General features: G+C 69.0%; 15 protein-coding genes. 3 read left to right on the top strand and 12 right to left on the bottom strand.

The annotated features are described in order from the left end of the window. The first annotated feature begins 21 nt into the window (after nucleotides 1–21). Complete coding sequence (locus tag ABZX85_RS35760) at nucleotides 22–768, top strand: hypothetical protein (RefSeq protein ID WP_355878298.1); 747 nt, start codon at nucleotides 22–24, stop codon at nucleotides 766–768. A gap of 70 nt (nucleotides 769–838) precedes the next feature. Beyond that, on the top strand, nucleotides 839–1,000 hold the full coding sequence (locus ABZX85_RS35765; protein ID WP_355878301.1) for a hypothetical protein: 162 nt from the start codon (nucleotides 839–841) through the stop codon (nucleotides 998–1,000). Nucleotides 1,001–1,263: 263 nt separating this feature from the next. On the opposite strand, the gene ABZX85_RS35770 is transcribed toward ABZX85_RS35765, so the two are convergent. The 10 genes from ABZX85_RS35770 to ABZX85_RS35815 form a co-directional block, all read right to left on the bottom strand. Next, nucleotides 1,264–1,953: a hypothetical protein gene (locus tag ABZX85_RS35770; protein ID WP_355878303.1), complete on the bottom strand. Its 690-nt coding sequence runs from the start codon at nucleotides 1,951–1,953 to the stop codon at nucleotides 1,264–1,266. Further along, nucleotides 1,950–2,228, bottom strand: a complete 279-nt coding sequence (locus tag ABZX85_RS35775; protein WP_355878304.1) for a DUF6211 family protein — start codon at nucleotides 2,226–2,228, stop codon at nucleotides 1,950–1,952. Before ABZX85_RS35775 ends, ABZX85_RS35770 begins: the two co-directional genes overlap by 4 nt. A 190-nt stretch (nucleotides 2,229–2,418) precedes the next feature. Next, nucleotides 2,419–3,000 carry a DUF6349 family protein gene (locus ABZX85_RS35780; protein WP_355878307.1) on the bottom strand — a complete coding sequence of 194 codons (582 nt, stop codon included), beginning with the start codon at nucleotides 2,998–3,000 and terminating at the stop codon, nucleotides 2,419–2,421. Then, entirely contained in the window at nucleotides 2,997–3,398 is a 402-nt protein-coding gene (locus ABZX85_RS35785; RefSeq protein WP_355878310.1) for a DUF6181 family protein, read from the bottom strand. Before ABZX85_RS35785 ends, ABZX85_RS35780 begins: the two co-directional genes overlap by 4 nt. 11 nt (nucleotides 3,399–3,409) lie before the next feature. Further along, a complete protein-coding gene (locus ABZX85_RS35790; protein WP_355878313.1) occupies nucleotides 3,410–3,832 on the bottom strand; it encodes a DUF6197 family protein in 423 nt (140 codons plus the stop codon). A 54-nt stretch (nucleotides 3,833–3,886) separates the two neighbouring features. Continuing rightward, nucleotides 3,887–4,519: a hypothetical protein gene (locus tag ABZX85_RS35795; RefSeq protein ID WP_355878316.1), complete on the bottom strand. Its 633-nt coding sequence runs from the start codon at nucleotides 4,517–4,519 to the stop codon at nucleotides 3,887–3,889. A 72-nt stretch (nucleotides 4,520–4,591) separates the two neighbouring features. Beyond that, a complete protein-coding gene (locus ABZX85_RS35800; protein ID WP_355878318.1) occupies nucleotides 4,592–5,605 on the bottom strand; it encodes a DUF3560 domain-containing protein in 1,014 nt (337 codons plus the stop codon). 314 nt (nucleotides 5,606–5,919) lie between these two features. After that, on the bottom strand, nucleotides 5,920–6,336 hold the full coding sequence (locus ABZX85_RS35805; protein ID WP_355878321.1) for a DUF6409 family protein: 417 nt from the start codon (nucleotides 6,334–6,336) through the stop codon (nucleotides 5,920–5,922). Between the two features lie 119 nt (nucleotides 6,337–6,455). Then, nucleotides 6,456–7,310 carry a hypothetical protein gene (locus tag ABZX85_RS35810; RefSeq protein ID WP_355878324.1) on the bottom strand — a complete coding sequence of 285 codons (855 nt, stop codon included), beginning with the start codon at nucleotides 7,308–7,310 and terminating at the stop codon, nucleotides 6,456–6,458. A 512-nt stretch (nucleotides 7,311–7,822) separates the two neighbouring features. After that, nucleotides 7,823–8,254, bottom strand: coding sequence for a peptidase inhibitor family I36 protein (locus ABZX85_RS35815; RefSeq protein ID WP_355878326.1), 432 nt, complete (start codon nucleotides 8,252–8,254; stop codon nucleotides 7,823–7,825). Between the two features lie 217 nt (nucleotides 8,255–8,471). Here ABZX85_RS35815 and ABZX85_RS35820 point away from each other — a divergent pair, with 217 nt between their 5' ends. After that, nucleotides 8,472–9,503, top strand: coding sequence for a DUF5937 family protein (locus tag ABZX85_RS35820; protein WP_355878328.1), 1,032 nt, complete (start codon nucleotides 8,472–8,474; stop codon nucleotides 9,501–9,503). Nucleotides 9,504–9,866: 363 nt separating this feature from the next. Here the strand turns inward: ABZX85_RS35820 and ABZX85_RS35825 are convergent, their stop codons facing one another. Both ABZX85_RS35825 and ABZX85_RS35830 read right to left on the bottom strand, forming a co-directional pair. Then, complete coding sequence (locus tag ABZX85_RS35825; RefSeq protein WP_355878331.1) at nucleotides 9,867–11,105, bottom strand: hypothetical protein; 1,239 nt, start codon at nucleotides 11,103–11,105, stop codon at nucleotides 9,867–9,869. A 128-nt stretch (nucleotides 11,106–11,233) separates the two neighbouring features. Continuing rightward, nucleotides 11,234–11,644, bottom strand: a complete 411-nt coding sequence (locus ABZX85_RS35830; protein WP_355878334.1) for a hypothetical protein — start codon at nucleotides 11,642–11,644, stop codon at nucleotides 11,234–11,236. Between the last annotated feature and the right edge of the window lie 5 nt (nucleotides 11,645–11,649).

The raw sequence follows: 11,649 nt of genomic DNA on the forward strand, positions 1-11,649 counted from the left end.
CAAGTGACGTAATCTTCCTACGTGACCGCCTCGTCCTTCCCTGAACTCCCGGAGACGCCTGACTACATGGCGTCCCTCTGGGCGCATCTGGCGGAGGGGAAGCTGGACTACTTCGACATGGGCGTGGCGAGTCCAGAGTTCCAGGACGACTTGGTGTGGGCCACCGACACAATGCCCATCCTTGTTCAGGTGAAGCACAGCCGCATCCGGGACGCTTGGCGGGCGCGAAACGTTCTAGAGAGCTGGTCCTCAAAGCTCAAGGGTCTGAACGATCGCGCATCTGATCTCCCCGAAGAGCTGACGTTGCTCTTGCTCCGGACAGTCGAGGAAGCCTCCGGCTTCCCGTCTATCACGTCCGGGCTGATTCATGGGATCGAGCTCACAACACCTCCGGTCCAGCTTTGGCGCAGCTACGAGGAGCACGTCGAAGCAGTCTACGGGCTCGTCAACGCTGCCATGGGCGGTAGTAAGACCCTCGGCAGACTGATCACCCAGTTTCAGCTAGCAGGCCAGGCGATCTGGGCAGAGAGGATCAAGGCGACGTCGTTCCTCGGGCGTCTCGTCAACGACGTAGAGACGGCGAGGAAGTTCCTTCAAGACCTCGCCCAAGGTCTCTGCGACGGCGTCCAACACATCGAATACCTCGTCGCTGTACCGCCCCATGAGTCATCACCATGCGGCGTCCTGCGCCTAGCCTCGCCGATCGTCCCCGGTGCACCGGGGACCCAGTCATGGCCTCATCAAACATCCATGACCCTAGCTGCTTAGCCCTCTCCGGGGCGGTAGCCCTGTAGAGGACGGACTCATGCACTGGGACTTTCACACGAGGGTGCTACTCGTGGTGGTCGCGGTTCTTCTCTCGCTGATTGCAGCGCTGTCTGCGGCGCTCCTCGCCTATGCCACAGGCGGGCATGGGCTCCAGGCCATGGGCTGGGGCGCTGGCACCTTCGTGGGATCGATGACGCTCACCTTGAGCATGCTGACGATCTTGCTGTCTTGAGGGGCTATTCCCCCGCCACCCCGGGTGCTGGGACGGAACCCATCTTGTTGGGTCCGTCCCAGCAATAGGCTAACGTCAGACTGCTATCGAGTGATCGGCCACTCGCCGAACGGTAGTGGCGTTAGGCCGGTTGCTTCCCTGATGGCCTCGTCCGTTCCGCACACGGTACAGATCCGAACTTCCCGCTCGATCGTCAAGCGGGAACGTGCGGAGCGTTCACCGAGCGGGCCACAGCAGCGCGGACAGCGAGGGTCGGGCACGGGTCACTCCTCGGGGTGCTCACGCGCGGACTTCAGGATCAGGTTCCAGACCGTCCGGGAGTAGGTCTTCTCCGTCTGCACCTGGAGCCCGGCAACAAGGTCGGCATTCTTGGCCCCCGGGTTAGCCGCGAGCGCCTGTCGCGCAAGGGTGAGCCGTTCGTCCCCCTGGTACGGGTACGCCAACCCGCGGCGCCCCTTGGGCCGTCCACCGGCATGCCCCCGGCCTTTGCGCTCCGCAAGGTACTGCCAGAGCCTCCACCGCTTCCACTTCGGACGCCGACGAGTCGGCAGGACATCCCAGTCGTCAGGTTCGGGCCACCCCTCCGGCGGGTTCTTGACGTAGTGGGAGACGGTGGCGGAGTCGGCGAAGCCGCAGATCTTCGCCGCCTCGGCCGGGCCGACCAGTTCTTCGGGGTCTCCGTCGAGCTTCGGCGGGTTCGTGGTGCTCGCGGCGGCACGCCGTCGCTGGAGTTCGTGGTGCCAGGTGGCCCACACCTCGCCGTCCCAGTGCATGACGCCGTCGAGGGTCGCGGTGACGGGCGGGTGGCCGTTGTTCTCGCGGTCGGTCCAGAGGTTCTGGAGGGTCGACTCGCTGATGTTGTGGACCTTACGCAGGTCCGCTCGCGAGTAGAGCGTGCGGCCGGTCTCGGGGGGCACGTTCGTCTCCTGTCCGGGGTCGTTCGGGGTGGTCATGGGAGATCGTCGGATTCCGGGGCTGGCGTCCACGTGCGAGTGCCGGTCGGCTCCAGCCTGGTGAGCGTGGCTATCTCGTGCAGCGGGACGGCGGCGGCCCAGTCGGCGCGGCCGGGGTGCCCGACGGGACGGTTGAGGACGAGGTGCCGGCCGTTCGGGGGGAAGTCCTCGACGATGACGAAGCTGTCGGTGTCGTCGGCGCTGATGCTGTTACCCCTCCTGAGCTGGGCAATGTCACCAGGCTGGGGACAGTCGGGGTGCCGGTCGCATAGCATGGTTGGGTCTTTCTGGTGAGAGACATCGACGGCCAGCGCCTTGTTGCCCTTGTGCGCTGGCCGTCATTTCGTTGTCCGGGTTGGTTCGGCACCCGGCCGACTGGAGGTTGCCCTGCTCCGTTGACGGCCGGGTAATTAAACCACCTTTGAGATAGCTGGGGTGGGCCTCTGGTTCGCAGAACGGCGGCCGTCAGAACAGCGCTCCTTGGTTCGCGAGGTCGACGTCCCAGCTACTCGGCGGCCGGTCGACGCGGAGTTCGTAGCGGGGACGTCCCGCGTGCGGAGGAGCGTGGGCCTCACGGCGGTGGCGGTTCCAGACGACAAGCGGTGCGCCTCGGTCCACCCACCCCGCCGGGTACCGGGATGTGAGCTGAACCCAACGGTGCGGGCTCTGCGGGATCGCCCATCTGTCCGTGACCCTGGTGATTGGCGGGAGCGTCCGCCAGCCGGGGAAAGCGTGGTCGTGGGCGTCCTCCACCGCCTCGTTGCCGCCGTCACCACGGTGGACGGGGCCTTCCCAGTCACAGGCGAGGCATCCACCCCGGAACTCCTGCTGCTCCCGGCATCCGGACTGCCGGCTCCGGGCGAGGAGGGTGGGGGTGTGGTGCGCGGGCGGGTCCAGTTCGTGTCCGAGGTCGGAGTATGCGCCGCCAGGGTGTCCGGGCTGGATGTGCCACGTTCGTGGTGCGCTCTGCGCGGGCGCACGTGTGCGTGCGTTGCGCACCCGCCAGTAGTACGTCTGCCGCGCTCGCGCTCCAGTTGGTTCGGTCACGGCTTCTCGCTGCGGATGGCGCGCAGGACTTCGCGGAGGGGATCAGCGAGCACGGCTTGCGCGTCGGAGGCGCCGACGAACCGTGGTCCATACGCGCGGCGGACTGCGCGGCGGGCGTCCTGGTGGCGGTCGTGTTCGGGGTCGTAGGACGACCTGTCGAGTACGTCGTAGCCGTGCTGGGTGAGTGCGGCAGTGATGAGGGACCGGACCTCCGCCGAGTTGAGGGTGCGGAAGTCGGTATCCGCCGGGGCCGCGAGGAGTACGCGGATCAGTTCGGACGCGCTGAGCCGGAGGTGGACGGGCACGGCGACGCGGTGGACGCCGTCCCGGCTGAGGGTGGCGGCTCCTCGGCGGCTCGGTGTTCTGGTGGTGCTGCGGAATTCTGTCGTCTCGTCCATCGTGCTGGCTTTCAGAAAATCGGGGCGCGCGCGGCGGCGGAACGGAATGCGCGAGCGGCCTCCGTGGCAGTGCGGCCCGGCTCGGCGCTCCATCGGTCGATGACGTCGCGGTGCAGGATGTTCACGGCGGCGGACTCGCCGACGGTGACGGGGTAGCCGGTGATGGTCTCGGCGAGCAGGGCGAACGCCTGGTCAAGGGCGTGGTCGATGCGGTCCCAGTCGTACGTCCGGCCGGCGGTCACCCGCCCTTGTCCGGCGGCGACTTGGAGGGCTCCGCGCGGCCAGCACGGCAGAGTGACGGTGCGGCCCGGCCCGGCGAAAAGGTGGGGACCCTGGTGGATGCCGACGTGTTCGATGTGGCAGGCGGCCCATTCCAGGATTCCGGCCGGGGTGTCCGCGATGACGACGCTTGCGGGGCTGTAGTGGATCGGCATGGTGAAGTCCGTTTCAGAGCCCGGGGGCAGCAGCGCACCGCCCCCGGGGTCGGTCTACTGCTGGTAGGCGGGGATGAGTTCGCGGACCCGGTCTTTGCCGACGCATCCGCCCTCGTGGCGGTGGACACTCGGCGGAGCGCCGTTGCGTCCCCGCAGGTGGCTCCAGAACTTCGGCCCCTGCCACAGGCACAGTTCACAGGAGAGGAACCAGTGGTTGTCGGACCCCGGGAACCCGGTGAGTACCGCCCGCCAACGGTGAGCCGCGAGTCCGGCGAACGCCGTCCGCGCGCTCTGGAGGTTGCGCTCGGTGGCAGGCATCCGCGGGTGCAGCAGGGGGACCGGCCCGTGGAGCGGCTGGGGAGCTTCGGCGCGTACGTGGTCCAGGGGGACGGCGGTGATGCGTCCGGCGGCGTACTCCTGGGCGAGGTGGGCGGCGGCCATTTCGATGCCGGGGACTCCGGCGGGCGGGCGGCGGAGGTTGTGCACTCCCATGCTGGTGTCGATCCACCAGTCCCGGTGCCACCTGTGGGCGCGGCCGATGACCAGGTCCTCGCCGATGACCACGGGGTACCGGCACTCGATGTCCGGGGCTCCGATGCGGTACGGCAAGGTGGTCTGGAGGGGAGGGTGTGGCTGGGCGTCGGTGATGGTGACGAACCCGGGCCGTTCAGGGAGTTGGGTGGTCATGGTGGTGCCCTGTTCTGGTGAGAGAGGGTCCCGCACCGGCGGCGCTCGGCCGCCGGTCCGGGTGAGCGGTCGTTACTCGGCGTCGGCCGGGGCTGTCTGCCGCATCTCGTCGGCGCTCCGACGTCCCGAGACGTCGTCGTAGGGAACCGTCCAGGTCCACCCGTCGAGCCGGTTGCCCTCGGCTCGGACGACGGTCTTGCCGACGCCGTTGTGGATGTGCGGGATGGTCACCGACTTGGCGTTGACGCGCAGGACCTCGTACCAAGTGCCCCGGCAGCGCACGAAGTCACCGCGCTGGAAGTCGGCCTTCGACCAGACCTTGAAGCCCTTGGCCTCGGCATCCTTGATGACCTGCTCCCAGTGCCCGATCTCCTCGGTCAGCTCCTGGTGCTCGGTCACCAACTTGGGGTCCGCCGGATTGCGGGCGTACCCCTTGGCGGACTCACCGCGCTGCCACTTCTCGACCGCGCGAAGGTCGGCTTGGAGCTTGTCGAGACGGCGGAGGGTGCGGCCGGGGTCCTTGCGGAACCGCTCGTAGTTGGCGGCGGCGCGCTCGCGGTCGCTCCAGTGCTGGGCGCGGTCGTGCTCGCTGACGCTCTTGCGCATCGCGTTGTCGATCCGCTCCTGATCCCGCCGTGCGCGGCGCTCGGAGTGGTGACCGACCAGGATCGGCTGGCCGAAGGGGATGTGGTCGGCTATCGCCCTGCCTGACTTCCACGCGGTCTCGGAGTTCCGGGCGGCGTTGTCGGCGTACCCGCCGAACCGCTCGGCTCGGTCCTGTGCCCGGTCTTCCCGGTCCTGCTCGGCCTCGCTGAAGCTGCGGCGGTCGGCGTTGTCGACGCTCAGCGTGACTTCGAAGCCGGCGTCTCGCAGTCGCTGCGCGAGGAGTTCGAGGGACGGGGTGTGGGTGGCGTGGTCGCGGCTGTGCGGGAGGTACCAGCAGCCGAGGTTCCTGCTCCAGCAGAAGGGCTGGCGGCCGGTCCTGCCGTACTCGCGGAGTTTCAGAATCTCCGCCGTTCTGTCGCCGCGTGCCGTGCCCTCGATCAGGGTCCCTTCCCGGCGGGTGTGCGTGATCTCGATAGTCACTGAACTGGTCTTTCCTGGTGAGGAGTTGGTCTGTCCGAAGGACGGACCTTGTGTGGGAGACGGTCCGCACCACGGGCGCGGGCCGTGAGGGACGAGCGGCTCGCGGGCCGTCGCGCCCCGCGCGACGGCAGGGGCTGCCGCGTCCCCGCGGGGCGCGTCCTTCACGGTCCGGTGCCCGTCGGCGGTCGACGGAGTCGGCCGGCGGCGGTGAACGCACCGGACCTGTCCTGCCGCCGCGATGGGGTGTCCGCACTGGTACTGAGGGGCCTGCCGGTCCGGGGGTGTTGCCCTCCCCCGGACCGGCGGTGCCGTGCTCAGCTGTGGTGGAGCGTGTCCCGCTCAGCGGGGTCGGCCAGCCCTGCCCGCTCACGCCACGCGTCGCGGACTGCGGCGCGGAGTGCGTCCCCGTCGTCGTAGGCGAACCGGCCCTGGCGCATAGTGCGGACGATGTCGCGGAACGTGTCCTGGTGCATCGTGGTGAGCGTGTCGTCCAGCGGGGTCAGCTCGTGCGGGAACATCGCCTGGACGCTGTGGCCGGGCTGCGGGGCACCGAGGGTGAAGTACCAGACGACCGCCATGGTGGCCCTGTCCGCGAACTCCGGTCCGCCGAAGGGGCAGACGACGATGGCGGGGAGGGTGTTGAACTGGCGGCCCCGGTGCCAGGGTCCGGCCAGCACGAGGGTCGCGGTGGGGAAGTCCTGAACGGTGAGGGTCTGCTGGGTGGTGAGCATGTCGTTTCCTGTCTGGTGAGAGGTACCGCCGGGGCCGGTCGGCCCCGGCGGGGGTGTCGGTCGGGGGTGTTGCCCTCCCCCTCCAACATGTTTAATTAAACCATGTTTTTTGGTGAAGGTCAACCGGCATGGGCAAGTTCATGGTGACGCTCGACGGCTCCGGCGACGGCGCTGGCGATGGCCCGGCCGGTCTCGATGACCCGGACGGCGGACTCATGAATCGGGGGCTTCCTGTCCTGGGTGATGACACCCGCGAGCGGCGGCATGACAACCGGCCCTGGAGCGACCCCGAGGATCAGAGCGGCAACGTGCGCCGCTGAGGCGACCTCGGCCGCGTGCTGTCCGGGGAGAAGGACGTCACCCTCGGCGATACGTCGCCACGCGTGGCCGTACAGCAGGATGCGGACGGCGCCGTCGGGGGCCTCCTGGCCGAAGTCGAACCCTCCGGCCTGCTCGGGGTCCTGGTGGTACCAGTCGCGGTACTGGCCAACCAGGACGTCTCGAACGACCTCGGGGGCGAACGGAGCAGTGAAAGGCAACTCGTAGGCGTCGCCGTCGGTTTGAGCGACGTCGAACACCGGCCCCGCCTTGTAGCCGGACACCCGCCGCCCCTCCACCTCGACGGCCTCCCCCTGCCCGCCTTCGGCTGCGGTGTCCTGCGCGCCTTCGGACCGGCGCGTGATCGGCGTCCATATACGGATGGAGGTGGACCCCTTGATCGGGAAGCGTCCGGCCTTCCGCCAGTCTCCGGAACTGAGTACACGGGTGGCATGGGGGCACTGGGCGGCGATCGCGATGGAGTTGACGGCGCTGCGGTCCGTCAGGGTCGCGGCCGTGCGCATGACCGTCGCCCAGAATTCCTCATCCGCGACCATCGCGCCGTACGCGCGATCCATTACGGCTTCGAGCTCACCGCGCATCCTGACGCTGTAGGCGCGGCGCTCTTCGTCGGTCATCTTCGGCTTGCGGGACACAGTGCGGTCCTCCTGGTGAGAATTCGACACGGGGCCGAACGACCCTGCGATATGTGAGGAGGTGCCGCCCCCCTCGCATATTTAATTAAACCATGTTATGCCAGCCGGGTCAACCTCCTGTGCGCCCTGACCTGCCCTTTCCTCGCCGGGTGACCTGCACTCGCGCGGCCGTGCCCGGCCACAGCGGACCCGGGCGGGGTTCCCTCCTCGGTCGAACAGCTCCGCCGGACCAGGGTTCCGGGCGCGGTGTCCTGGCTCGCGAAGCGACCGCGTAGCGGCTTGGCCTGGACGCCGTGTCCGGGTTCCTGGTACGCCCTCCGGGTGTCCGGCCGAGGAGGGAACCCCGCCTTCCTCACCCGCACCACAACGCTCCCGCACCCAACTGACCAGCCCCCTCCCCCTCCGAGAGAGGACCCGCCGGAGGCACAAGCTCTTTGAGCCGACACCCGGTTCCTGAGCACACGGGGCGGGGGCCGACCCTGAGAAGGCCGGCTCCCGCTGTCAGGCCGGGATCAGCAGGACGCCACCCAGCGGTGGGAGCGAATCCTGACGTTGAAGTCGTTGTCGAAGCCGCCGTTCTGCGACAGACAGCCGAGGTAGCCGGAGTAGTTGGCGCCCGAGTAAAAGGCGACGCCCGCGTAGGAGGACGAGGTACCGCGGTTGTAGGCCGACCGGGCGTTCTGCGTGTCGGACCACGAACACTGGACGGAACCGCTCCACCAGTCCGGGTCGGCGTTGGTCCAGGCACAGCGGCTGCCGGTGCCGTTGACGGCGTTCCAGACGCACACGTCTCCCGTGTCGCACTCCCACGCCAGCGGGGCGGCGCTGGCCGTGCTAGGCACGACCAGACTCAGAGAGGCCAGGGCTCCGGTGAGGCCGGCGACCGCCAGGGCTCTGCGGAACCGACGCGGCTTAGGCGCGTTCTTGTGCTCGTTGGAGGACATACCGATCCCCTTCTCGTGGTCGGTGCCGAGATCCGCTGGGAGCGCCTGGCACGACAGCCGTCGGTCAACGTCGGTGCCGAATGCTCCGTATCCCCGTTTCGGTCGGCGGAACCGACTGGCGTGAACTCATGTTTCCGCGCACCCTCCACCACTGTCATGCTCGTGCGAGCCCACTGAAACATCGCAGATGACAGCTGGGAAGAGACGAGGGAACGGAATGCTCCGCTTCCATTTCACGCCTGAGGACCTGACCCGCCTCAGGGTGGCGGCCGGACCTCATCCGCTGTGGGAGATCGCGGCCAGTCTGCACCGCTTCCAGACCCGCGAGGGCCGCTGGGCCCACGCCTTCTGGTACCGCACCGCCTGCTCCACGCTCCGCGAGACCGGCCTGGACCGCACCACAATGCGGTTGCTCCTGCCACTTTTTCCGCGGGCCAGCTACTTCCCCGACTTCCTCACCCCGGCCGAAGGTATCGAGGGACTGGACGCCGGTCTTGACAGCATTCTGGCGACCCCGCGCCACCGAGTGGCCGACGAAGTCGCGCTGCTCCAGGGGACTGTGGGCGCGCCGACCTGGGCGCACCGCGTCGCCGAGGGGGAAACGAGAAAACAACTCGTCCGCGCCCTGCGCACCTACCACCGCGCGGTGATCGCTCCGCACGAGGAACACATCCACGAACGTCTGCACACCGAGCGGGCCCGGCACATCCGCACGCTGTTCCGCGCCGGCATCGGGGCCATGCTCGCCGACCTGACCCCAGCGATCCGCTGGCGCCACCCCGTGCTGGAAGTCCCCGCCTATCCGCGTCAGCGCGACGTCCACCTCGGCGGGCGCGGGCTACTGCTGATCCCCTCCTACTTCTGCTGGAACGCCCCCATCGCCCTGGCGGACCCCGGCCTCCCGCCCGTGCTGATGTATCCCGTCGAACACGTTCCGACGTCGGTGCCCTCTACCGCCCACGCACCCCTGAACGGTTTGCTCGGCCCCACCCGTGCGGCCGTTCTGCGCGCGGCCGCGGCCGGCTCCACCACGACCGAGGCTGCCCGACGCGCTGGTGTCACCCCCACCACGGCCAGCCACCACACCACGCTGCTGCGCGACGCCGGGCTGATCACCAGCCACCGGTACGCCAACACGGTCCTGCACACGCTGACCCCGCTCGGCGCCGCTCTGCTCCAGCGCAACCTGCGGGGCCGTGCCGGCGCACGGCAGCCCCAAAGCACCGGCACCGAAAAGTCGGGCGCCTGACAGGCACGGAGATGGTGCTCGGTGGTGCAGCCGGGCGCGCACCTCGCCTCAACGGAAGCCGCCGCCGTGGTCGCGCGGAGCGCGGCGAACAGCGCCGTCGTGTCCGGAGGACACGTCCTTCGGCCCGGCGTCCGGGCGGTGTGGGAGGGCCGTCTGCGGCCCGGACGTTCCGGCCGGCTGCGAGCCGGGCCAGGCTGAGTCGTCCCTCCGGGACGTCCTTCGTGAGGTTCGGCGCGGTTTTCCGCGCTCGCCGGGGAGTTCGGCCGGCAGTGGGCGCGCGGGACGCGGGCGGCTCGATGCCGTCCGGGTCCCGGCTACCCGCCGGGGGACCGGTCGGGCGGCCCCTCCGCCCGACCGCTGCCGTTACGCGGCGACCAACTCCCGTTCCTCGGTGGCTTCCCGCTCGACCACACGGCACCGGGTCAGCACGGTCTGTGCCACCTCGCCGTAGGTGCTGTGGTCCTTGACCGTGCCGGTCACCTCGACCTCGTCGCCCTGATCGGGGACATCGGCCGCGCTGCTGAACCAGACGTACACGTTGCCGCCCGCGTCCTGGAACTTCACCAGACGGCGGCGCTGGGCGCGGTAGCCGTAGTGGCGCTCCTCCAACTCGATCACGGTCGTCACGGTGGCGGCGACGGTGAGCCGCTCCCCCACCTTCCCCTGCGGCATCGAGCACCGGGCCGCACGCTCTGCTGCGGCCTTCTCCTGGTCCCGGTGCCATCCGGCGACCGCAGAAACGAGCGTCGGAAGGTGCCGCTGGCCCACGGTCTGCCCCTTGGCCAACTGGGCAATCTTGTGGCGGTAGTCGTTGCTGCTGCCGTATTCCTGCACGGCCCACTCCCGTACGGCGGCGGCCGTGGCCTCGGCGCCAGGCTGCGCGTTGACGTCCGCGCGCCACTCCTCGGGAACCTTGCGGTTGAAGAAGTAGGCGGACACGCTGTCGGCGGTCGGCGTGACCGTCTTCCACGCCTCGGACCGCGCGTAGAACCGACCCTCCATCTCCACGATGGCGGCGGCCACCCTGAGCACCTTGTCCACGGGCAACCGGATGTCGGCGGGGACCCCTTCGACCCCCAGTCCGTCCCAGTCGGTGTCCTTGATCTTCTCCAGCCTCCACAGCGCCTGAAGTCCCTTGATCGGCAGACCTGTGTACGGCTCGACGCACGTGGTGCCCAACTGCCGGTACTCGCCGTTCTCGTGGCGCGCAAGGTAGGTGACAGTCCGGTCGCGCTCGACCTTGCAGCCGTAGCAGAAGTTCTCGACGACCCGCATCCCGCGCGCCTCTTCGGCAAGTTCGTCGGACAGTCCGGGGAAGGTGCTGAGGATCGTCTCGCCTTCCTCGTCGTGGTCGAGTCGGGCGACGACCGTCCAACCGGCGTGCCGGGGGACACCCCCAGTGAGGGTGACCGTCACGAAGTACCGCTTGCCGATCAACCGGCCGTCGTAGTCCCGGTAGTCCGCGAGGAACGGCGCGGACATCTCCAGCGCGTAGGGGTTCAGGCCGTGGATCGCGGCGCGGGCGTTGGTGGCCTCGACAAGCTGACGGACGTGACTCTCGGCGGTCTCCGGGACGTCGAAGCGCAAGACAGAGTTGTTCATCGGGAAGGTGCTCCTGCTGGTGAGAGAGGAATCGAGCGCCAGGCTGGGCGGGTTGCCCTCCGCGTGCGGCCCGGGGTGTCGGAGGGGGTGTTGCCCTCCCCCTCCGACATGTTTAATTAAACCATGTTTTACGGTACAGGGCAAACATCCCGACCGAGAATGTCCAGTGCCGCGCGGTCGCGGAGGAACGCGGCGAACAAGGCGGCGGTGTAGCTGTCGGCGGTGCCGTAGGTGCGGCGGCAGTCCAGCGCTCCGATGCGCTCCCCCCGGTAGTGGACCGGGAACGGCTGGCCGGGGGCTGGGATGACCAGGGCGTACAGCCCACGTGAGGTGTCCACGCGCAGAACGACTGCGGCGGCCTGGTGGTCGTAGGCGGCGGACCAGCGAGCGGGACCGATGCCGAACTCCGAGAGTTCGCCCGCGATGGCGCGGGCCTGCATGATGTCGGCGGTGGTGCCGGGGTCGGGCTCAGCGGGGGCGGGGACACAACCGCATCCGTGGTCGTCGGTGTGCGTCTCGAACAGAGCTGTGCGGGTCACTGCGG

The organism is Streptomyces sp. NPDC004539 (assembly GCF_040610055.1).
GTDB lineage: Bacteria > Actinomycetota > Actinomycetes > Streptomycetales > Streptomycetaceae > Streptomyces.

What these genes read in the sequence shown, in the direction of transcription:
- ABZX85_RS35770 (WP_355878303.1), bottom strand. Translation starts at nt 1,953, where the DNA reads ATGACCACCCCGAACGACCCCGGACAGGAGACGAACGTGCCCCCCGAG.
- ABZX85_RS35775 (WP_355878304.1), bottom strand. Translation starts at nt 2,228, where the DNA reads ATGCTATGCGACCGGCACCCCGACTGTCCCCAGCCTGGTGACATTGCC.
- ABZX85_RS35785 (WP_355878310.1), bottom strand. Translation starts at nt 3,398, where the DNA reads ATGGACGAGACGACAGAATTCCGCAGCACCACCAGAACACCGAGCCGC.
- ABZX85_RS35790 (WP_355878313.1), bottom strand. Translation starts at nt 3,832, where the DNA reads ATGCCGATCCACTACAGCCCCGCAAGCGTCGTCATCGCGGACACCCCG.
- ABZX85_RS35795 (WP_355878316.1), bottom strand. Translation starts at nt 4,519, where the DNA reads ATGACCACCCAACTCCCTGAACGGCCCGGGTTCGTCACCATCACCGAC.
- ABZX85_RS35805 (WP_355878321.1), bottom strand. Translation starts at nt 6,336, where the DNA reads ATGCTCACCACCCAGCAGACCCTCACCGTTCAGGACTTCCCCACCGCG.
- ABZX85_RS35815 (WP_355878326.1), bottom strand. Translation starts at nt 8,254, where the DNA reads ATGTCCTCCAACGAGCACAAGAACGCGCCTAAGCCGCGTCGGTTCCGC.
- ABZX85_RS35820 (WP_355878328.1), top strand. Translation starts at nt 8,472, where the DNA reads ATGCTCCGCTTCCATTTCACGCCTGAGGACCTGACCCGCCTCAGGGTG.
- ABZX85_RS35825 (WP_355878331.1), bottom strand. Translation starts at nt 11,105, where the DNA reads ATGAACAACTCTGTCTTGCGCTTCGACGTCCCGGAGACCGCCGAGAGT.